This window comes from Psychrobacter aestuarii, from assembly GCF_904846035.1.
Classification (GTDB): Bacteria; Pseudomonadota; Gammaproteobacteria; order Pseudomonadales; family Moraxellaceae; genus Psychrobacter; species Psychrobacter aestuarii.
On the sequence record NZ_CAJGYT010000001.1, the window covers coordinates 2,078,186 to 2,100,809 of the forward strand.

The 22,624-nt window shown below is 51.3% G+C and carries 17 protein-coding genes; 8 read left to right on the forward strand and 9 right to left on the reverse strand.

Annotated elements, in window-relative coordinates; translation table 11 throughout:
* Positions 1-463: 463 nt before the first annotated feature.
* From rlmE to JMW05_RS08855, 7 genes are all read left to right on the forward strand, one after another.
* Positions 464-1,096 (forward strand): 23S rRNA (uridine(2552)-2'-O)-methyltransferase RlmE, encoded by a 633-nt coding sequence (rlmE, locus tag JMW05_RS08825; RefSeq protein ID WP_201504931.1) that lies wholly within the window; start codon positions 464-466, stop codon positions 1,094-1,096.
* Positions 1,097-1,417: 321 nt separating this feature from the next.
* Positions 1,418-3,307, forward strand: a complete 1,890-nt coding sequence (ftsH, locus tag JMW05_RS08830) for an ATP-dependent zinc metalloprotease FtsH (RefSeq protein WP_201504932.1) — start codon at positions 1,418-1,420, stop codon at positions 3,305-3,307.
* A gap of 145 nt (positions 3,308-3,452) precedes the next feature.
* Positions 3,453-4,361, forward strand: coding sequence for a dihydropteroate synthase (gene folP / locus JMW05_RS08835; RefSeq protein ID WP_201504933.1), 909 nt, complete (start codon positions 3,453-3,455; stop codon positions 4,359-4,361).
* Positions 4,362-4,484: 123 nt separating this feature from the next.
* A complete protein-coding gene (locus JMW05_RS08840; protein WP_201504934.1) occupies positions 4,485-4,763 on the forward strand; it encodes an FAD assembly factor SdhE in 279 nt (92 codons plus the stop codon).
* On the forward strand, positions 4,747-5,208 hold the full coding sequence (locus JMW05_RS08845; RefSeq protein ID WP_201504935.1) for a hypothetical protein: 462 nt from the start codon (positions 4,747-4,749) through the stop codon (positions 5,206-5,208). Before JMW05_RS08840 ends, JMW05_RS08845 begins: the two co-directional genes overlap by 17 nt.
* A gap of 287 nt (positions 5,209-5,495) precedes the next feature.
* Positions 5,496-6,206 carry a YidB family protein gene (locus JMW05_RS08850; protein WP_201504936.1) on the forward strand — a complete coding sequence of 237 codons (711 nt, stop codon included), beginning with the start codon at positions 5,496-5,498 and terminating at the stop codon, positions 6,204-6,206.
* 171 nt (positions 6,207-6,377) lie between these two features.
* A complete protein-coding gene (locus JMW05_RS08855) occupies positions 6,378-7,835 on the forward strand; it encodes an anion permease (RefSeq protein ID WP_201504937.1) in 1,458 nt (485 codons plus the stop codon).
* Positions 7,836-7,881: 46 nt separating this feature from the next.
* Here the strand turns inward: JMW05_RS08855 and JMW05_RS08860 are convergent, their stop codons facing one another.
* The 3 genes from JMW05_RS08860 to trmB all read right to left on the reverse strand — a co-directional run bounded on the left by JMW05_RS08860 (position 7,882) and on the right by trmB (position 11,863).
* A complete protein-coding gene (locus JMW05_RS08860; protein ID WP_201504938.1) occupies positions 7,882-9,027 on the reverse strand; it encodes a regulatory protein RecX in 1,146 nt (381 codons plus the stop codon).
* Between the two features lie 35 nt (positions 9,028-9,062).
* Positions 9,063-10,112 carry a recombinase RecA gene (recA, locus tag JMW05_RS08865; RefSeq protein ID WP_201504939.1) on the reverse strand — a complete coding sequence of 350 codons (1,050 nt, stop codon included), beginning with the start codon at positions 10,110-10,112 and terminating at the stop codon, positions 9,063-9,065.
* A 983-nt stretch (positions 10,113-11,095) separates the two neighbouring features.
* A complete protein-coding gene (gene trmB / locus JMW05_RS08870) occupies positions 11,096-11,863 on the reverse strand; it encodes a tRNA (guanosine(46)-N7)-methyltransferase TrmB (RefSeq protein ID WP_201504940.1) in 768 nt (255 codons plus the stop codon).
* 226 nt (positions 11,864-12,089) lie between these two features.
* On the opposite strand from trmB, the gene JMW05_RS08875 reads away from it, so the two are divergent.
* A complete protein-coding gene (locus JMW05_RS08875) occupies positions 12,090-13,019 on the forward strand; it encodes a pilin (RefSeq protein WP_201504941.1) in 930 nt (309 codons plus the stop codon).
* Positions 13,020-13,050: 31 nt separating this feature from the next.
* Here JMW05_RS08875 and JMW05_RS08880 read toward each other — a convergent pair whose 3' ends face one another.
* The 6 genes from JMW05_RS08880 to JMW05_RS08905 form a co-directional block, all read right to left on the reverse strand.
* A complete protein-coding gene (locus tag JMW05_RS08880; RefSeq protein ID WP_227691491.1) occupies positions 13,051-15,045 on the reverse strand; it encodes a monovalent cation:proton antiporter-2 (CPA2) family protein in 1,995 nt (664 codons plus the stop codon).
* A 101-nt stretch (positions 15,046-15,146) separates the two neighbouring features.
* Entirely contained in the window at positions 15,147-15,851 is a 705-nt protein-coding gene (locus JMW05_RS08885) for a hypothetical protein (RefSeq protein WP_201504942.1), read from the reverse strand.
* A 188-nt stretch (positions 15,852-16,039) separates the two neighbouring features.
* The gene (locus JMW05_RS08890) at positions 16,040-17,140 is read right to left on the reverse strand and encodes a cation diffusion facilitator family transporter (protein WP_201505583.1); all 1,101 of its coding nucleotides are present in this window, start codon (positions 17,138-17,140) and stop codon (positions 16,040-16,042) included.
* Between the two features lie 105 nt (positions 17,141-17,245).
* Positions 17,246-19,501, reverse strand: a complete 2,256-nt coding sequence (locus JMW05_RS08895; protein ID WP_201504943.1) for a primosomal protein N' — start codon at positions 19,499-19,501, stop codon at positions 17,246-17,248.
* Between the two features lie 136 nt (positions 19,502-19,637).
* Positions 19,638-20,018: a Rid family detoxifying hydrolase gene (locus JMW05_RS08900; protein ID WP_201504944.1), complete on the reverse strand. Its 381-nt coding sequence runs from the start codon at positions 20,016-20,018 to the stop codon at positions 19,638-19,640.
* Positions 20,019-20,197: 179 nt separating this feature from the next.
* Positions 20,198-22,375 (reverse strand): RelA/SpoT family protein, encoded by a 2,178-nt coding sequence (locus JMW05_RS08905; protein WP_201504945.1) that lies wholly within the window; start codon positions 22,373-22,375, stop codon positions 20,198-20,200.
* Positions 22,376-22,624: the final 249 nt, after the last annotated feature.

Below are 22,624 nucleotides of genomic sequence, written 5' to 3' on the forward strand. Positions count from 1 at the left end.
GATATAAAAGCGTGTCTATAGCCAGATTTGGGCGCTGTGATGATGTTATAAGAAATGCCTGCTACGAATGACTGCCTGCTGTGCGCCGTATCAGGCTTTTTTTATAGCCGTTATTGGCACACAGAGCATATATGCTGGCGTCTGATGTTGGCAAGTAATGTAAAAACGCGCTAGTGTAGCAACAGACCCTTTTATAAGCAATTCCTGCCATCAGATTATTTATAAATTCCGTATAAAACGTTTGCTATTGCTTCGATGGATTGCTGATTGATAACGCGAGATGGATATCGGGCAGATTAGATAAAAGAGCAGGCGCAAAAATGATAAACTGACGCCTTTTAACACATTGATATTGCACCACATCAGCACCACATAAAGGTGATAAGCGATGATGATACGCCACTGCTGATAGAAGCGGTGCAGCTTAGGCTGGTGCGGCATCACAAAGGATAAGGAGTAAGGGTTGGCAACGCGCATTGAAAACAAAAAACTGTCAAAGAGTAGCCGTGCTTGGATGAAAGAGCATCTTGATGACTATTACGTCCAGCAAGCTCAAAAAGAGGGCTACCGCGCCCGTGCGGCCTACAAGCTGCTTGAGATAAATGACAAGACCAAATTGATACGCCCAGGTATGACGGTCGTAGATTTGGGTTCAGCGCCTGGCAGTTGGTCACAAGTGGCGGGTCGGCTGGTCGGTGACAACGGCATTTTGATTGCCTCAGACATTCTGCCGATGGATGCCCTAGAAAACGTCACCTTTATTCAGGGTGATTTTCGTGAGCAAGACGTGTTTGAGCGCATCATGAGTGAGGTCGGCGGTCGTAAGGTCGATGTGGTGCTCTCTGATATGGCGCCGAACACCTCAGGCAACACCGCCGTTGACCAGCCACGTATGATGTATCTGTGCGAGCTGGCGGTTGAATTTGCCGAAGCAGTCTTACCCGCAGGCGGTTCACTGATTATGAAAGTGTTCCAAGGCGAAGGCGAACAAGCGCTACGCCAAGACATTCAGCAGCGCTTTAGCAAAGTGCGCAGCATCAAACCTGCCGCCTCGCGCCCACGCTCCAAAGAGATGTTTTGGGTCGCAACAAAATAGCCCTTGATGTAAAAGGATGGCATTGACATCATCGGTCAAATCAAGCACAGTCATACGCTGTGGTGCAAAAGGAAGGCACTGTCATAATAGTCAAGCAATAAGTGGCGCTGTTGCTTGAATTATACGGGGCAAAACCACATATCATGATATATTAACTTTGCTTGCTTTAAGCAAAGTCGTCTGACAACGGATGACTTATCATACAAGGACACGGCAGCGCATCAACGCAAAAACCGCGCACCGCTCCTTGAGCAGATAAAGCATTCATAGGCGTTACGTGTTTGATAAAACACACCAATAAGTAAGGGATGGGAATAACTAGTGAGCGACATGGTAAAAAATACCTTATTGTGGCTGGTGGTCATCGGCGTTTTGGTACTGGTATTTAGCGGCTTTGATCAGTCGTCTGAACCAGACAACCTGAACTATTCTGAATTTGTGACCGCAGTGTCAGAAAATCAGGTAGCCAGCGTAGAGATTGACGGCGAGCAGATTACCGGCGAAAAGAAAAATGGTTCAACGTTTGAGACCATTCGTCCTGCCGTGTCTGATGATCAGCTCATGCCACTGTTGCGTGAAAAAGACGTTGAAGTCCAAGGCACTGCGCCCAAACGCCAAAGCATATTGATGCAGCTATTAATAGCCAGTTTCCCAATTTTATTGATTATTGGTCTGTTTTTATTCTTTATGCGCAATATGCAAGGTGGTGCAGGCGGCCGTGGCGGCGGACCGATGAGCTTTGGTAAATCAAAAGCCAAGATGCTGACCGAAGACCAAATCAAGGTCAACTTCGATGACGTGGCAGGCTGCGAAGAAGCCAAGCAAGAAGTGGTCGAAGTCGTTGACTTCTTACGCGACCCTGACAAGTTTACCAAGTTGGGTGCGATGATTCCTCGCGGTATCTTGATGGTCGGTCCACCAGGTACGGGTAAAACGCTACTTGCTAAAGCCATTGCTGGCGAGGCCAAAGTACCGTTCTTCTCAATCTCAGGTTCTGACTTTGTTGAGATGTTCGTCGGTGTCGGTGCGTCTCGTGTGCGTGACATGTTCGAGCAGGCGAAGAAAAGCGCACCATGTATCATCTTTATCGATGAGATTGATGCGGTCGGTCGTCATCGTGGCTCAGGCATGGGCGGCGGTAATGATGAGCGCGAGCAGACCTTGAACCAGCTACTCGTTGAGATGGATGGCTTTGAAGGTAACGAAGGCGTGATTGTCATCGCCGCGACCAACCGTGCGGATGTATTGGACAAAGCGCTATTGCGTCCAGGTCGTTTTGACCGTCAAGTGCAAGTGGGCTTGCCAGACATCAAAGGCCGTGAGCAAATCTTAAACGTGCATTTGAAAAAACTGCCCAATACCGTTGGCGTTGATCCAAGATCATTGGCACGTGGTACCCCAGGCTTTAGCGGTGCGCAGCTTGCCAACCTTGTGAACGAAGCCGCGCTATTTGCCGCCCGTCGTAACAAGCGCAGCGTCGATATGCACGATTTTGAAGATGCCAAAGACAAGCTGTATATGGGTCCTGAGCGTAAATCGATGGTACTGCGTGAGGAAGAGCACCGTGCGACCGCTTACCATGAAGCGGGTCACGCCTTGGTCGCTGAGCTGCTACCAGGTACAGACCCTGTGCATAAGGTCACCATCATGCCGCGCGGCTTTGCCCTTGGTGTGACGTGGCAGCTACCAGAGCACGATACAACCAGTATGTATAAATCAAAAATGCTGAACGACATTGCGATTTTGTTCGGTGGTCGTATAGCAGAAGAGGTCTTTATTCATCAGATGTCAACAGGCGCATCAAACGACTTTGAACGTGCGACCAAAATGGCACGCGCCATGGTCACCAAGTACGGCATGTCCGATGCGCTTGGCGTGATGGTCTATGAAGACGATGACAACTCGCAAGGCTACTTTGGTGGCGGTCGCAGCATCTCAGAGGCCACTCAGCAAAAGGTCGATGATGAAGTTCGCCGTATGCTAGAAGAGCAGTACGACATCGCGCGTGAGCTGATTGAAGGCAACCAAGACAAAATGCACGCGATGGTCGATGCCCTAATGAAGTGGGAAACCATTGACCGCGATCAGTTGCAAGACATCTTGGCAGGTGAAGAGCCACGTCCACCAAAAGTGTATCAGCAAACAGAAGTGTCTTTGTCAAAAGACGACAAGAACACCTCAGTGACGCCGCCGCCGCTACCTGCGATGTAATCACTGACTGCTAGGTTTACCAAATCACTGTCAAAAAGGCCCTTTTTTCATAAAAGGGCTTTTTTATTATCTGTTTTTTGTTGTTATGATTGATACCGTTCATTCCTCACAATAATACTAAAACACCACTCAATACGGACGTCTTATGTCATTATTTCAACCGCTTCCACCTTATATCATCAGCAGCCGTCATAAAAATCTGGATTTGTCGCATCCGCACGTGATGGGCATTTTAAACGTCACGCCCGATTCGTTTTCAGATGGTGGGCAGTTCACCTCAGTAATGACCGCCACACGCCACTGTCAGCAGATGCTCAGTGCTGGTGCCAGTATCATCGATATCGGCGGCGAGTCGACACGTCCCAATGCCGATAGCGTCAGTACCAGCGAGGAGATACAGCGGGTGGTGCCAGTGGTCAAGGCCATCCGCCGTCAATGTGGGTCAGCGCCATGGCTGTCTATCGATACCAGCAATCCTGAGGTGATGCAGGCCGCCTTTGAAGCAGGCGCGGATATCTGGAATGATGTGCGCGCCCTCAAGCGTGAGGGTGCGGCCGAGATGGCAGCCAAGCTCGATATCCCAGTGATGCTCATGCATATGCGCGGTGAGCCTGATACCATGAATGATTTGGCCGCGTATCAGCAGGTCGTGCCTGAGGTGAAGCATGAGCTGATTGCGCGTATTGATGAGGTGACGCAAGCAGGGGTACGCCGTGATAACATCATTATCGACCCAGGTTTTGGTTTTGCCAAAAACTACGAGCAGCACTGCACACTATTGACCCAGCTGCGCCAGTTCGAGAGCTTGGGCTTGCCTTTGATGTTCGGCATCTCACGCAAACGCTTTTTGGCAGAAATCCTTGTCAATAGTGGTATTGATGCTTTTGCTCATACCGAGGCCGATGAGCGCGATGCCGCAGGGACAGCAGCGGGACTGTTTGCCATACAGCAGGGCGCGTGTATCGTGCGTACGCACAATGTGCCGATGATGGCGCAAGCTGTGGCGCTGTGGTCGCAGTTGTCTGAGCGAACGCACAATACGTTGTCGCTATAAGCGTACGGCGTATCTTGGCTATCTATCTTTGCCAAGGTTATTTACAATAGCGTGCAAGCGTTGTGATTCGTGCCCGAATAGGTCGGATGCTGCGCGTCTTTTTTATTGTTATGAGGTTTTATTATGAGTCAGTCTGTTGCCCCTGAGCCGACCAATGAGCAGCGCCGTGTTATTTATCAAGCGCGCCGCGGGTTAAAAGAGCTGGATTTTTATATCGACCCGTATGTGAAAGAGCTGTATTTGCATGCCTCGCCCGAAGAGCAGGCGACCTTTGCAGAAATGCTGACTTATGAAGACCCTGACCTGCTAGATTATTTTACCAATCAATCGCGCCCTGATGATGATGCGGTATGGGCACTGGTCAATCAAATCAAAACGTGGCGTCATGGAAAAGCCCTATAGGGGAGCAGCATTACGCGTTGATGCTGCCGTGCATCCAAGTCGAGTTCCTGTTGTTATCTTTGCACTGCTTGGGATGCTATGGACGCTCGCACTTCTTGCTGACTTACTGTGGTGGCACTATGCGCTTTTGCTCGCGGTATGTGCCCTCACAGGCTATCTGACCCAGACGCGCTGGCAGGTTATACACCTGAGTCAGCCGCCTTTGTCTCAAGGGCTGCATACAGGGTGGCAGCTACTGATAGCACAGTCACCGCGCCCCGCGCTCTGGCAAGCCCAGCTCCTTGGCGCGCGGCATTATGGTTGGGCGGTACACTTAGACTTTATGGTACAAGAACCATATCCCCGCCGCTTGTCTTTCCTCCTTTATGCCGACCAGTTCTCTGATACCGATTGGTATGCGCTCGGTATTTTGGCGCGCAGTATATCTGCACATACAAACGGATAGCTTCGTATTCTCCATCTTACTTGTATCTTCGTTTATCGCTTCATGCCTTAATCGCTTTATGCCTTAAAAGCCCAATACCATGTCTGCCTGTTCTATGGCACATATCCCGCGAAAGCGCGGCACTTGTGATGATTAACAAAGCGCTACAGCTCATAACAAAACCCTTATTTTAAGTATTGCCTCATCTGCTATGGTAAAGGCAATCAAAAGCTGAGCGTTATTTCTTGGCGTATTGAGTACGAATAATAAAACAAGTTTTTCATTACATAATAAACAAGGACATCATTATGAGCTTACTGGGCAGTCTTATCACACAAATCGCACGCAGCGCCGCCGACCCACAAGACGCCGAGCGTCATCCTGTGGGTCAACGTACCACCACTCGCCGTACTGGTGGCTTGGGTGACATCTTAGGCAGTGTCTTGGGTGGCAGTACGCAGCAGCCCCGCACGCAGCCACAAAGCCGCCAAACGCAGCAAGCGGATAATGGCTTTGGCTTAGATGATATCTTAGGCGGTCTGGCTGGTGCAGGTGGCGCGCGTCAAGGCGGCACAGGTGGTCTGGGTGATATCTTGGGCAGTGTCCTTGGTAGCCAGCGCAATAAAGGCGGCTTTGGCGGTAAAGGCATGCTGATTGCGGCGTTGTTGCCATTGGTGCTGGGCTGGATTCAGCGTAATGGTGGTCTGGGCGCGGCATTGTCCAAAATGACCAATATGGGTTATGAGCGTCAAGCGCACTCGTGGATGAGCAATCAAGAGCAAAATGACAATATCGACCCTGATGACATCAGCCGTTTGTTTGATGAGCAAGAGATTCGCCAAGTGGCCGCCCATACAGGCGCAGACACCGCAGAAGTGCGTCAAGGTCTTGCTGAGTTGCTCCCTGAAGTGGTCAATCAGCTTACGCCAAATGGTACGCTAGACAATGAAGCAGAAGCCAACCAAGAGGTAGACACCATCATCAATCAGCTGTCTGACCGCCTAAAAGTCTTACAGTAAGCTGTTTTGTTACTGAGCTATAGCGCATGCACTGCTATCATGCTATGTATATAACCATAAAAAAGGAACGTCGTTTGGCGTTCCTTTTTTTATGTGTGTTTATAGCTTTGGTGTGCGCGTTGTAGGTATGAAATAATCATCCGCATAAGAACCACTCAAAAGGACATCTAGATGCCGTTTAAGCCCATTCCGACACTACTCGCCATCGCCACCGCACTCATTATTTGGTTTGTGATACCCGTACCTGAGGGCGTCACGCCCAACGCATGGCACATGCTGGCGCTATTCGTTGCCACTATTGTTGCGATTATTGGTAAAGCGCTGCCCATTGGTGCGATTGCGATTATCGCGGTGACTTTGGTCGCACTGACAGGCGTGACCAGTGACAGCCCAAGCACGGCCATCAGTGATGCGCTATCCAGTTTTTCAAGTCCGCTGATTTGGCTGATTGGTGTGGCGGTGATGATTTCGCGCGGTCTGATTAAGACAGGTTTGGGCAACCGCATTGCCTATTACTTTATCTCAATTTTTGGTAAAAAAAGCATCGGCGTGGCGTATTCGCTAGCAGCGGCGGAGCTGATGGTCGCGCCGATTACACCCTCAAACACCGCACGTGGCGGCGGCATCATCCACCCGATTATGAAGTCCATCGCGCAGAGTTTTGACTCCACGCCCGAGGCAGGCACGCAAAATAAAATCGGTCGCTATCTGGCGATGGTCAACTATCACAGCAATCCAATCACCTCAGGCATGTTCATTACCGCGACCGCACCCAACCCGCTGGTGGTGGATTTGGTCAATAAGGCGACGGGCAGCGAGATACAGCTGTCATGGACGACGTGGGCAGTGGCAATGTTCATTCCTGGCATGCTGTGTCTGCTGGTCATGCCTTGGGTGATTTATTTTTTATACCCGCCTGAGCTAAAAGCCACGCCCAATGCCAAAACCTTTGCAACAGACAATCTGGAAAAAATGGGTAAAGTCAGTCAAGCTGAAAAAATCATGCTCGGTGTGTTCGCGCTGATGCTTCTACTGTGGGCGAACATTCCTGCCATGATTTTAGGCGATGCCTTTAGCGTCAATGCCACGACCACCGCCTTTATTGGCTTGAGCGTATTGATTTTAACAGGGGTGCTCAGCTGGGATGACATTTTAAAAGAAAAGTCGGCGTGGGATACCATCGTCTGGTTTGGCGCGCTGATTATGATGGCGTCTTACTTGAGCAAGCTTGGGCTGATTGATTGGTTTGCGGGCAGTATTGAAACCATGATTGGTACGACGGGCGTCGGCTGGGTCGGTGCAGTCGTCATTTTGACCTTGGTGTATTTGTACATTCATTACTTTTTTGCCAGTACCACCGCGCACATTACCGCGCTGTTTGCCGCGTTCTATGCCGTGGGTCTCAGCCTTGGTGCGCCGCCGATGCTGTATGCGCTGATTTTGGCGGCGGCAGGTAACATCATGATGACCTTGACCCATTATGCGACGGGCACCGCACCCATCATCTTTAACTCAGGCTATGTGACCTTGGGTGAGTGGTGGCGCTTGGGGGCGGTGATGAGTGTGGTAAATTTGGTACTGTGGATTGGCGCAGGGCTACTGTGGTGGAAGCTGCTGGGCTATTACTAACTATTAACGGCAAAACGATTGAATGAAATAAACCCAAAATGGCTCGTTATTCGCGCTCCTCTAACGTTTGCAAATCGTGGTTTAAGGCTTGAAAGCAAATGTCCGCCTGAAAGCCGCGATACTGCAAAAAGCGCAGCTGGCGGGCTTTTTCTTTGGGGGTGCTTGGGATAGCGTCGCCGTATTTTTTAATGCGCGCCTCGACCGCTAAGCGCAACCAGTCAACGCTTGGTTCGTTGTTCTCACTGTCTTCACGCACGATATCGCTAAAGGCTTCGGACGCCGCTTGCGCTTCATCAATCAGCGCATCAATATTGGGCGGTATGTCGACCTTGCGCTGATAAAAGCTGCGCTTGATGTGCGTGCGCCCGCGACCTTTGCGGATACCTTCACGAATCAGCATCAGCGCGGTGCGATAGTCGCTTTGGTAGCCTTTTTCGGCAAATTCTTCTAATAACTTTTCAGTTTGCTCAGGGTCTTGCTCTTTATCGAGCAGCTTTTGTTTGAGCTCGGCGCGTCCATACTCACGCCGCGATAGATAATAAAAGGCAAGCCAACGCAAACGGCTTTCAGCTTTTACCGCGTCGATGTCGGCTTGGCGCTCTTCTGGGCTACGCAAGTAGGCTTTTAAGGCAGCGGGCAGATTGTCGGTATCGTCTGTCTCGCCATTATTGTCCTCGCTATCTGCATCAACAGCGGCGCGGGCATCTGCGAGCAGCTGGGCAATGCTGCCATCAGCGATGGACTTGGGCGCTGTTTCGCTTGGGGTGTCAGGGTGATAGGGCGCGGCGGGATGCCATTTTTTTTTGCGCTTTTTACGCGACTGTATAGGATTTAGTGTGTCGTTGTCATCAGCACTGGTGTGATGGCGGGTGCTAGCATCATTATCCGCCATAGCGACAAACGCTGTCGACGCGACAAAGTCTTCTGTATCATCAGTATCCGATTGACCAGTATATGCTTGGCGTTTTTTATTGGGGCTGTTTTTAGAGTTGTATTTGGTGTTGTTTTTTTTATAAGCCGCTGGTTTTGCTTGTGGCTTTGGAGTTTGGGCAGTATTTGAAGCGGGGGTAATAGCAGATACGGCGGCATCGTCACGCGTTGCCGCCGTCTTTTTGGCTTTGGGTTTAGGCTTAGTGCTTGCTGAGTCTGTGTTCGACTCAGCAAGGATTTGCGCCAGTGTTTTTATTTCCATAACGGGTTACTTATGCAATCAGACAATCGGCAGCGTTATTCGACGACTGCGGCATCATCTTCAGTAGCCGCAGGCTGCGTGCCTTCTTCTGCGGGCAAGCCCAGTTTTTCGGCGCGGATTTTACGCTCAATCTCTTCGGCAATCTCAGGATTTTCTTTGAGGTACTGCGCTGAGTTGGCTTTACCTTGACCGATTTTTTCATCGCCGTAGCTGTACCATGCGCCCGCTTTGTTAATCGCGCCCACTTCAACGCCGAGGTCAATGACTTCTGCCAAGTGGTTGGTGCCTGAGCCGTAAGTGATTTCAAACTCCGCTTGGCGGAACGGCGGTGCCATTTTGTTTTTGATGACTTTGACGCGGGTTTGGTTACCGATGATTTCATCGCCATTTTTGACCGCACCGATACGGCGAATGTCCATACGCACTGAAGCGTAGAACTTAAGCGCATTACCACCTGTGGTGGTCTCTGGGCTGCCGAACATGACGCCGATTTTCATACGGATTTGGTTAATGAACACCACCATACAGTTTGAGCGTTTGGCGTTACCTGTGATTTTACGCAGCGCTTGGCTCATCAGACGCGCTTGCAAGCCCATGTGCGAGTCGCCCATTTCGCCTTCAATCTCAGCGCGTGGGGTCAGTGCCGCGACCGAATCGACGACAATCATATCAATCGCGCCTGAGCGTACCAACATATCGGTAATCTCGAGCGCCTGCTCGCCGTTGTCAGGCTGTGAGATGAGCAAGTCATCGGTATTGACGCCCAATTTGCGCGCATAGACGGGGTCAAGTGCGTGCTCGGCATCGATAAAGGCGCAGGTGCCGCCTTGTTTTTGACACTCAGCAATCGCTTGCAAGGTCATGGTGGTTTTACCCGAGCTTTCAGGACCGTAAATCTCAACAATACGTCCCTTTGGCAAGCCGCCGATACCAAGCGCAATATCTAGGCTCAATGAGCCTGTCGATACCACATCGACATCCAGTTTGGCACCGTCATCACCGAGGTGCATGATGGTGTTTTTACCAAATTGTTTTTCAATCTGACCGAGTGCCGCTTTTAGTGCTTTGGCTTTGTTCTCGTCCATGGTGGACTCCTTTATTAAGATGAGATGATGCAATAAACAATCATAATGGGTAAGGCAAAATCTGACGGCGCGCGTGGGCTGACTGCCATAACCGCGCAAACCTGGTGCGACCGCGCCTATAAACGCTATAAAGTATGCTAAGCCACTATGCGTTGATAGCGCGCTCCAAGGCGGTGTGTACTGGTGCTGATGGTCATCGTGCTATGACGCAAACAGCAGCGCAAAAACAATCGACTTGGTTTTGGCTATTTACTATAAAACGAAAAAGTGGCGGTGTGAATCGATGAGATGATTATAACAAAGTCGAGGGACAATAGGAGGGCTTGGTCGATGCTAGGCGACACTAAGTGTCGTCTCAATGCACTGTCATCAAGACGACAAAAAGTATTAGGACAATGACAGAAGCTGTGCTAAGTTAAAAGCAGTATCTTGTATGAAAAAGGTGCCGCATTTATGCCAAAAAGCCGCCAAATAGCGCTCGTATTGTGAAACACTTATGACAACGACGTCTTTTTTACATAAAAAATACATGAATGATGCAAAAAGTGACCTTAGCTGTAACTCACTGATTTTATTATCAAAAATAATTGTACAAAAAATGAGCAATTTTACCTAAGCCGTTGTCTTATTAAGGCATATGAGCGCTAAAAAGGCAGTTATCCACAGGGTTATCCACAGCTTATGGGGAAAACTCAGCAAGCCCTTATACGACCGATGATTGCGCCGATGTTAAGTTATGCCGAGTTGCCATTATCTGATTGTGCCATCTGCGCTGCCGATGGCTTTTTTTGTGCCCAAAGTCTGTAATCGCTATGTTTCACATGCCATAAGCGTGTGGCGCGTCTAGGGTTATCTTGAGCTACAGCTGTACAGTGTAACGGGTGCAGTTGATGCCTTTGCTATGTCACTACCCCATAAAAAAACGCCGCGAACAGCTCGCGGCGTTTTGACTACTATTTGTCTTGATAGGTGGGGTGGCGAATTTAGTCTTTGGTATAAATCAAATCCCAAACACCGTGTCCGCGCTCGATGCCGCGCTTTTCAAATTTGGTCATTGGGCGAAAGTCAGGTCGTGGGGTAAAGTTGCCGCGACCTGCGTGATTGCTCAAGCCTTCAAAATCGTCCAACACCTCAACCATCCAAAACGCATAATGCTCCCAATCGGTGGCAGTATGGAACCAGCCGCCTGACTTGAGCGCGCGGGTGACAATCTTCATGCGCTCAGGGCTGACAAAGCGGCGCTTGTGGTGGCGCTTTTTTTGCCATGGGTCAGGGAAGTACAGCTGAATGCGGTCGATGTGGTTCTCAGGCAGCTGTTGTAGCAGCTTGATGGCATCACCGTTGATGATTTTGACGTTGGTCAGTCCGTGTTGGTCTGCCATGTACGCGCATTTGCCAATACCTGGCTCGTGCACTTCGATACCAACAAAGTTGCGCGCAGGCTCGGCTTGCGCCATCTCAATAAAAGAGTCGCCAAGACCAAAGCCAATCTCAAGGGTCAATGGTGCATCGCTGCCATTTGGGGTGTCAGCGAATAGGGCGCGCAAGTCGGTGATACCGCTCAAGTCGCCATCGCCTGTGCCATTATTGACCAAATAGCGTGCAAACTCAGGGTGATTGAGCGCGTGCTCGGCTTTTTTGTTCATGTGCGTGCGGCGCTTCATGAACGTATTGACGATGCGCTTGTATGGCGCGTCATCGTTTACGTCTTGGGCGGTGGGGTCATTATCAAGGGGAGAATGTGAGCTCATAAGATGGGGTACTTTGTTTGTCAAAAATAAAATATAAAAAACAATACACTAGGGTAGCAGGCATTATAAGTGAAATCCCTGTCAGTGGAAACGCACAATCAATGCCTGTAGGGTGCCACCGTCACAATAGCACATTGCGCGCGGTACTTGTGTGCTGACAGCGGTCGCAACGGGTTCAGGCTTGGCTTATAATAAGGCTGGGTTTTGGTATCTGTAGAGCTGGGCTATGTTATTTATCGAGACGGATTCACCGCCGCCATTTTATCAAGATCAACTGACCGCAAGCAGACGGCAGCAGCTGGACAGATGGTTTATCGGGCATCGCTCGCAGCGGTATTACATGAAGCGCTTTGAGCAGTTTGATGCGCAAGGGTATCTGTCCCCCAAGTGGCATTGGGCGGCGTTTTTTATGACGCTGCCGTGGCTGTTGTACCGCAAGCGCTATATGGACGCCATTGTCTATAGCGTGGCAGGCTGGTCGTTTATTCAGTTGAATATCACACTTGTGCTACTGGCGTTTGAGTTCGTGGCGATGTCTTATGTGCCCGAGGCGTATCAGATGGGCGTGCGCGTCGGTATCGCATTGGTGATTTGGGTGTTTTGGGCAGCGATGGTGGCGCGCTGGACGGACGCGTATTATTACCGTATGGCACGGCGCGAGATTGCAGACGCCATCAATGACTACCCGCGCGATATGGCGCAGCAAGAGGCACATCTGCGCCGTGAGGGCGGGGTCAGCACGGTGGGACTGGGGCTGGGCTTTGGGTTTTTTGCCTTTGTCTTGATGGTCATTTACGGGCAGTTTTTACCCATATTTGCACTCAAAAAAGAGCGTGAGGTCTTGTTCGACGCCTATAACGTGACCCAAAGCGCGCAAAGCCGCGTGGCGCTCATCTATGAGCAGACAGGGCGCTGCCCGACAAACTTACCACTCGGCACGGATTTGCAAAAAGTGCGCATGCACATCACCCAAGAGGTGGCAGGGGTCGCGGCGACTGATTGCGCGGTGGTGGCGACCGTGCGCGAGGTGCAGTTTCCCATCCGCTATTTAAACGGTAAGACGATGGTGTTTTATCATCAGCCGAGTACGGGCAACTGGCGCTGCATCAGCTCGCTTAATAAAAAACAAACGCCCAAGCGCTGTTTGGCGAACTAGGGCGTTTGTGTATTTTTGCGAAACCTAGGCGTTATTGTTTAGGGTTGTCCTTATTTGCTTTAGAGGCGTCGTCTGCGTTATCGGTTTCGGTGTCTGTAGGCGTGTCTTTAGATACATCTACTTTTGCCACACCGTCCTTTGCCGCGTCTGTTGATGCATCTTCCGATGTCTCTGCATTCTGCCTTTCATCGTTTTGCAACACGTTATAAAACTCGCTCAAATCCATCTTACGCGCCTTGCCAATATCTTCATCAAACAAGCTCTCAAGCTCGGCAATCGCGGACTGTGACGACTCAATCATACGCGCTTCGTCATCGTAGATGGCTTGCTGACGCTCAATCAAATCATCATCATAATCGCGGAACGTATGAATGGTCTCGCGGGCCTTTTCGGGGGTGATGCCGAGCAGTTGCAGCGACTCACGCGACATGTCCAGCGCTGAGAGGTAGGTTTCGCGCCAGATATGACGCACGCCGACTTCACGCAAGCGATAATAATGCTGACGGTCACGCGCCCGTGCCAGCACAACGAGGTTGGGGTAGTTGTGATGCAGATACTGTGCGGTGGTGATGGAGCGTTCCAAATCATCAACGGCGATGATAAACAAGCGCGCTTTGCCAATGCCTGCGGCGCGCAAAATCTCAGGGTTTTTGGGGTCGCCGTAGTACACCTGATTACCAAACTTGCGCACAAAATCCACGCGGTTGGCAGAGCGTTCAATGGCGGTAAATTCGATATTGTGCATACGCAAGACGCGCCCGATAATCTGCCCCATACGCCCAAAGCCTGCGATAATCACAGGATGCTCGTGGTCGGGAATGGTGTCGTAATCGCGGCTTGGTTTGCGTTTGGCAAAAAAAGGCTCGCCGATTTTTTCGAGCAGTAAAAATGCCACAGGCGTCAATGCCATGGACAAGGTCACAATCAGATTGAGCATGTTTGCCAGCTCAGGGCGCAAGACGTTTTGACTGGTCGCCACGCTAAAGAGCACAAAGGCAAACTCACCGCCCTGCGCGAGCGTCACCCCAAGGCGAATACTGGTCGGCCAGCGGTTGCCGAGTATCTTGGCAGTGATGGCAATCACCGCAAACTTAATCAGCATCAGCGCAATCGCACAGCCCATAATAAATAGCGGCTGCGCCATGATGAGTTTGACATCCGTCAGCATACCGACCGACATAAAGAACAAGCCGAGCAGCAAGCCTTTGAACGGCTCAATACTCGCCTCTAGCTCGTGACGGTACTCTGAATCCGCCAGCAGCACGCCTGTCAAAAATGCCCCCAGCGCCATAGATAGCCCAATTTGCCCCATCAAAATCGACACGCCCATGACGATAAATAACGCCACGGCAGTGAGCAATTCGGTTGCGCCGCTCGATGCCACAAACTTAAAGAACGGACGTACGATGTAGCGACTGGCAATAATCAGTCCGCCAAAGACGGCAAACACTTTAGCAAAATAAATTAAATCATAGCTTTGCTCGCGCACGCCCGATAAAAAGGGAATGACCGCAAGCAGTGGAATCACCGCAATGTCTTGGAACAAGAGGATGGTAAAGGCTTCGCGCCCGTGTGTGCTCGACAGCTGCTGCTTTTCGGTCAAAATTTGCAAGACAAAGGCGGTCGAGGAGAGCGCAAGACCAAAGCCGACGATAAACGCGGTGTCCAAGTGAAACGGGAAAATGCTATACACCAGCCCCATCAAGAGCACGCCTGTCACGCCGACCTGTAGCCCACCAAGCACGAAAATGGAGCGGCGCAGCGCCCACAAGCGTGAGGGCTGTAGCTCAAGCCCGATGATGAACAGCAGCATCACCACGCCAAATTCTGAAAAGTGCAAGAGACTCTCAGCATCGCCTGCCACATCAAGGACGCTAGGACCGAGTATCAGACCCGTAATCAAATAGCCCAGTACGGTTGCGATACCAAAACGCTTTCCTAACGGCACAAAAAGCAGCGCCGCCCCTAAAAAAATCGTCGCTTGTAACATCAAATTGGGTGAGCCAGCAGCAGCGGCAGCGAACATATCACATCCTTAACAATCAATATCAATTCACGCCATATTTTTATGGCGCTGGTGAGCATGGGCGTCAACGGTGATGATTACCCAAGCTCAAGCGTTGTGCGTTATTTTTTCTTATAAATCTTCCACACGCCATTATCGGCAATGGGGTCTTTGTACGCATCATTGCGGCGTTTTCTTGGGGTTTGCCGACTGTCGACAATCTTAAAATTGGGCAGCGCATGGATAATGAGCCCAGTACGGTAAAAGCGCAAACGCTCAGGCTCAAGCAGCTCGCCTTTTTGATTGACACAAAACACATAGGCGCGCAGGTCAATAAACTCACGGTGCGCCACCAAGCGCGCGTCATCGTCTTTATCAAAAACGTCCTGCATGCGCGCCACGTGCGCGTCGCTATACTCGCCGCACTTGTCCACCAGCGCCCCCACTGAGCCAAAGCTTTTGGACTCTTTGGCGCGGGTCTTGGTCAGGTGCAAGCGCTGCACATGATAGACGAACTGTGGTATCTCAAGGCTGGCGGGTAAAGGGAGATGCTCTGGCGGCAAATAGGCGGACGGATAAAACGCCATCGCGCGGGTGATGAGCGGCTGCCACTCGTCTTGATAGGCCTGCACTTCGGCAAGATTGCCTGAAAAGATGGGCATGTCACGCACTTGCTGCAAAATATCGGGCGGAAACTTGGCATGACGAAAGCTGGCAATATCGTCTTGTAACGTCGACAGCAAGGCTTTGGCTTCTTTTTTGCCTGCCTTGGAGGTCGGGTCAAGGATGTCACTGGGCGCGACAAAAGCGGCGGAGCGTCTGGACATAGCAATGGCTCATTATTCAGTAAATATCAAGTCGGTGGTCGGTAGGGCGAGACCATAGCCAATACCGACGTTCTGGCTTTAAGCATAATCGCTTACGTCAGGCATGGCAATGCCAAGCGCCATAGCGGTGGCGTCAGTGGCGTATTTATTGGCGTTGTTGGTACGCTGTACGCCTGGCTAAAAATACCTTAGTGGTTGTGCCCGCTGTGCGCATCAACGCTGTGTCCTGCATTGATATCGCAGACCAATTCGTCTGAATGCGTCAAGGTATGCGGGTGCGCGGCGCCTTCGACCTGAATGGTGGCGTGATGAATACCAATCGCTTGCAAACGGTGCGTCAGCGCGTCAATCAAGGTGCTGGACTCAGAGATACGCATGTCATCATGCACCAGCACGTGACAAGATAGGGCGTGTAAGCCGCTCGTAATGCTCCAGACGTGCAAATCATGCACCGCCTGCACTTGCGGATGCTCAAGCAGACGCGTCTGTACGTCAGCAAGCGAGATGCCTTTGGGCGTGCCTTCCATCAAGATATGCACCGAGTCGCGCACCACGCGCCAGCCACTAAATAAAATCAGTACCGCGACGATGACTGAAGCCAGCGCATCCGCCCACAGCCAGCCAAAGCCCATCATCAGTAGCGCGGCAATAATCGCCGCGACCGAGCCGAGCAAATCACTCAATACATGCAAATACGCGCTTTGCATATTCAGATTGGTTTCACTACCGCCCTCATCGCCATGGTCGTGTCCATGACTGCCGCGATGCATAAACCACGCCACCACGATATTCACGAGCAAACCAATACTGGCAATAATCAGCATGCCCGTGGTGGCAATCTCAGGTGGAGTAGAAAAGCGCTGCACCGCCTCATAAAAAATCATCAAGGCAATGGCGATTAAGGTTGCGCCATTACCCAGCGCGACCAAAATCTCAAAGCGTTTGTAGCCATAGGTTTTGTGCTGGTTGGCGGCTTTTTCGCCGATTTTAAAGGCAAGTAAGGTCGCCCCAAGTGCCGCCGCATCGCTCAGCATATGCCCTGCGTCAGAGAGTAGCGCCAGACTGCCTGTCAGCCAGCCACCGACCGCCTCAACCAACATATAGCCTGTGATAATGACAAAGCTGATCAGCAGCGTGCGCTGATAGCCTGAGGTATCGGTGGCAGCGTTTTGCTTATCATGGTCGTGGTCGTGGTCGTGGTCGTGGTCGTGGTCGTGGTCGTGGTCGTGGTCGTGGTCGTGGTCGTGATCGTGATCGTGCTTAGGAGTATGCGAGGCATCGTTTTGCATCATTCAGGCTTACCGAAGCAATATATGTAGCAAAAAGATAGCACGTGCGCGCGCTCGATGCTGTATTGCCGAAGTAAGCGTATGCGTCAGCCAGAGCTTGCGCGGTTACCAGCCTGCGGGGTCGACATCGAGGCTTAGGCGCAGATATTTGCTCTCAGAGAGTCCCAGCACTTGTGGCCACCAATGGCTTAAGCACTGATGCAGGTGCGCGCGGTCTTTGGCAAGCAGCAGCAGCTGGCTGTGGTAGCGGCTGTTTTTCTTAGTCATCGGCGCGTCAATGGGTCCAAGCACGGCAAGCTGATGCTTGGCAGGTAAGATGGCGATGGCCGCGCGCAAGGCTTGGGTGGTTTGGCTCAGCGCCTTGCCCTCACAGCGTACCAATGCTGCATGACGATAGGGTGGCAAGCCCATCAGTTTGCGCTCAGCGAGCAGCTGGCGGGCAAAGCTTAAATAGCCGTCTTTGACCAGCTTGAGCAACAATGGGTTTTCAGGCTGCAAGGTCTGAATCAAGACGCGTCCTGCCTTATCGCCACGCCCCGCACGTCCTGCGACCTGAATCATCAGCTGAGCGGTGTGCTCAGGCGAGCGAAAGTCAGCGGACAAAAACCCACGGTCGGCATTGGGCAGACATACCAGCGTCACGCTTGGAAAATGATGTCCTTTTGCCACCATCTGTGTGCCCACCAAAATGGCAGGCTTGCCTTGGCTAATCTGCTGATAAATCTTCTCCCAGCTGTCTTTACGTCGTGTGGTGTCTCTATCAATCTGAATGATGGGGTAGGTTTGCTTACTGGTTTGCGGATTGCCAAAGATGGCGTGCAGATTGTCACTCAGGCGCGTCGTGCCCATACCGCGCGCGTCCAAGTTTTGACTGCCGCAATCGGGACAGGCGGCAGGAATGTACGCCTGCCAGTCGCAGTGATGACATTTGAGATAGCTGCTGCGCTCAGCGCCTTGGGTATGGTGGACGGTCAAGTGCGCATCACAGCGTGGGCAGTCCGCTTGCCAACCACATGCCCCGCACAGCAAAATGGGCGCATAGCCGCGCCGATTTAAAAATATCAATACCTGCTCGCCTGCCTCTAACGTCTGGCGAATGGCGGTCAACAGCTTGTCCGTCAGTCCTGTGTCGTAGCGCGTGCCATCTTGGCTGTTTTGATAATGCGTGCTTTCAAGACGCGCATCAATCAGCTGCATAGGCGCAGGTTTAGCACGTCCCGCCCGTGTCAGTAGCGTGCATTCCACCAGTTTGCCTTCATCGACCAGATGCAGATGCTCAAGGGTTGGGGTCGCCGTGCCCAATATCACAGGTATCTGATGCTGGACGCCGCGATACAGCGCCACATCAGCCGCCTGATAGCGCAAGGTATCTTGCTGTTTGTACGATGCGTCATGCGCTTCATCAACGATGATGAGCCCCAAATCAGCAAACGGATACAGGATGGATGAGCGCGTTCCAATGATGATTTGCGCGTGTCCTGTACGGCAGTCTTGCCAACCCTGCATGCGATGGGTGTTACTCATGCCTGAATGCAGCATCACCATATTGCCTGCAAAGCGACTGGCAAAGCGCGCGCGTGTCTGCGGCGTCAGACCAATCTCAGGCACCAAAATCAGCACCTGCTTGCCCGCTTCCAATATCGGCTGCATGACCTGCAAATACACTTCGGTTTTGCCGCTGCCTGTGATGCCGTTTAATAAAAACCCCGTATAGCACTTATCCTGATGCGCTTTTAAAATGCGCGTGACCGCCACTTGCTGCTCGTGATGCAAATCCAGCGGCATACGCGCCAAGCTGACCTGCGCGGGTGGGGCTTTTTCTTCGATATAGTGCTCAATCAGCCCTTTTTCTTCTAAGCGCTGCAAAAACGGTCGCTCCATACCCTCCATCAGCAGCACTTCCTCACTCGCGCCGCGTTTGCCGTGCAGTTTTAGCATATCAAACTGCTGTTTTTGTTTGTGCGCACTGGGGTGAAAGTCATCATCGGTGACATTGGGCTTGATACGCCAATGAGTGATGAGCAAATCAAGCGGCTTGCCTTGACGAATCAAAGTCGGCAGCATGACCGCAAACACATCGCCGAGCGGGTAATGATAGTAGCGCGCCAGCCACTGCGCGAGACTGAGCAGCTTGGGGTCGATGATGGGGTCATGGTCGACAGCTTGCTTGATGGTTTTGAGCTTTTCAGGCGGAATGCTGCTGTCTGCCAGTGGCACATGCGCGACCACAATACCAATTAGCGTCTGACGACCAAAGGGCACCTGCACGCGGCAGCCAATCTGTGGCAGCGTATTACCTGCGTCAATGCGGTAGTCAAACACCCGATAAAGGGGGACGGGCAGCGCGACTTGTACCAACATAAAGGCTCACAACGTAAATAGAAAAAGAAGAAATAAGAGGAACATCAAAAAAGGGGTAAGCAATAAGCAATGCCCGCAAGTTTTCCCAGCGGGCATCACATGTTACCTAAAACTTTAACGCCTATCAGAGCAAGAATTAGCCCAAATGCAAAATCGCCTCAATCTCAACCACCGCACCTTTTGGCAATGCCGCGACCTGTACGGCGGCACGCGCAGGATACGGCTCGCTCAGATTCGCCACGAACAATTCATTCAGCGCGGCAAAGTCGCCCAAATCGGTCAACGAGACATTAAACTTCACCACATCTTTTAAACTGCCACCCGCCGCTTCGCAAATCGCTGCGATGTTGGCAAAGACTTGTTTTGCTTGCGCGTCAAAGCCTTCTTGCAAGGTCATGGTGCTTGGGTCAAGACCAATCTGACCTGAGACATACACGGTGTTGTCTACTTTGACCGCTTGTGAGTATGTGCCTACGGCGGCTGGGGCATTGTCGGTATGGATGGTTTGACGGCTCATAATAATCCTTATTTATCATAATAAACGGCATCACAGTGGATAGCCAACATCGAGAACGCAAAAAATACTGCTGGTATAGATTTTAAAAATAAGTGGCATTTAGCCTGTCTGTTTATAAAACGCATACCAGCAACATGAGGTCATGTTCCCATGGTTTGAGATACTGCTGCGCAGCGGGTTTATAGCTGATAGAGGCGCATGATGTTCGGAAAACCGAGCAGCGCGCGCAAGTCGCGAATACCTTGGGCTAAATGCACGCGGCTACGTACAATAATGTGCAAGATGGTATCACTATGGCGCACATCGACTTTCTCGACCCCGATGTTCAGCTGCCGCAAGTGATAAATCACCTCGCTGATTTGCTCATCGTTTAGCACAATAGACAGCTTTAGATAGGCAGGGAAGCGCACTTTTTCTTCATACTCGCCTGCATCGCTTTGGCGCAGGGCATGGTCATCACGCCAGCGCAGCTGAATCGCTTGGTAGGGGTTGTCTTTACGGATGTCATCGAGTGAAAAGCACTTGTGACGATGCACCACCAAGCCATGGCGTGATAAATGCCCCAAGATAGGGTCGCCATAAATCGGATGGCAACAGTTGGCAAAGTGCAGCTCCACCCCTGCGGCATTGGCAATCAGCTGCTGCGGATGCGTGGCGTCTGAGGCGTTTTGGCGGTTGTTGACTTCATCACTAAAAAAGCGCGATACCACCAGCTGCGGCAACAGATTGCCTGAGCTGATTTCTTCAAACAGCGCCGCCTTAGTCTCCACGCCGCGCCATGCCAACAGGTTTTGCCAGTCACTGTCGCTTAAATCATCGAGCGATTTTTGGTAAGTGCGTAGCGCACGGTCGAGCGCTGCTTGACCATGGTGCTGTTTTTGCTCTGCTGATAGGTCTTTGAACCAGCGCATAATCTCTTCACGCGCTTTATTGGTGACCACAAAGCCGAGCCATTCCGCTTTTGGTTTGGCATTGCTGTCGACATCAATCTCGACCATTTGCCCATCTTTGAGCGCGGTGCCGAGCTTGGCAGGCACGTTTTCGATATTCGCGCCAGTAGCCACGTTACCGACCATCGGACCGACCGCGTAAGCAAAATCGAGCGCGGTTGAGCCTTGCGGCAGCTCGTAAGCATGACCCTGCGGGCTGTAGCAGATGATTTTGCTCGAATGCAGATAGTCCATCAAGTCATTAATAATCGACACCGCCGCCGAAAAGTCCGCATGATTGTCATTGATATTGTCTTCATCAACCAAGTCTTTCATATTGCGTAGCGAGGCTTGGATGACCGACTGACTGACGTCTGAGGCGTGCTCGACACCGATGACGCCAAGGCGCGCGGCGTGCTGCATTTGCTTGGTCAAAATCGTGACTTTGATGGTGTCGTTATCGCGCTCATAAATCAGCGTTAATGACTGATTGCCACCAGGGCGCGGGCGGCGAATGTTGTCTTCAATATGGTCGTCATCGATTTGATATTTTTTAATCAAATAATACGCAAGCTTATCGCAGGCTTCGACATTATCCAGCACAATCTCGAATGAGTAATGACGCAATAAGGTATTAATCTCGCCGCGATTGCGGAAAAACTGACGATACATCGACACGCGATTGTCCAAGACTTTGACATGACCGCCCAGCCCAAGATTGGTCAAGACGATGGTCAAATAGCGATGGATAATCTCTTTTTGAAAGTTGCGCCCGAGTCCATGCTGTAAGAGCTTATCCGAGAGCTTGTTGTACATGTTGGAGTTCAGATTGCGGTAGCACAGCACCTCAATATAATCGGCGATGTCGTTGAGACCCATCAAGCGAGCAAAAGGCACATAAAAATCTAAAGTCTCTTGCGCGGTAGAGCGCTGCTTTTCGGCACTGACCGCATCGAGCGTTGACATGTTGTGCAGACGGTCGGCAAGCTTAATAATCAGCACGCGCGGGTCGTCTAACGTTGCGGTTAGGATTTTATGAAAGGTAGCGGCTTTGTTTTGCTGCTTGTTGTGGTTGGACGATTTGAGCTTGGTCACGCCATCGACCAGACGGGCGACGACTTTGCCATAGCGGTCCTCTAAATCCTCACCGCTGACCTCGGTGTCCTCGACCGTGTCGTGCAAGATGGCAGCGATAATCGTATCGCGGTCAAGGCGAAAGCCTGCGAGTATCTCAGCCACCGCAATAGGGTGGGTGATGTACGGCTCACCTGATTTACGCTTGTCTTTGATATGGGCGACATCGCCAAACTCGCAAGCATCAATCACATCTTTGCGCTCTTGGGCGTTTAGGTAGCCAACCGAACGTAATAGGTTATATTGAGCGTCGTCTACCATGGGGTGACTGAGTTTTGGCAAGGTTTGAGTCATAAATGGGCAGTCCTATTGCTGATGATGGGTCTGCTGCGCTGGCAGCCATGCAGGCGGGGGATGACTAAAGTACCAATGAGTAGCTGTGTCGGTATCAGACACAGACAGTGTCAGTATCGCAGCATATAATTAATCGCAAATCGCGCCCAATGTCAACTACTAAGCCGCCCGCTGACGTAAAAACGCGCCAAACGCCTCTTACACGTCGCCTTAAACGACAAAAAGCCACAGCATCAGACTATGGCTTTT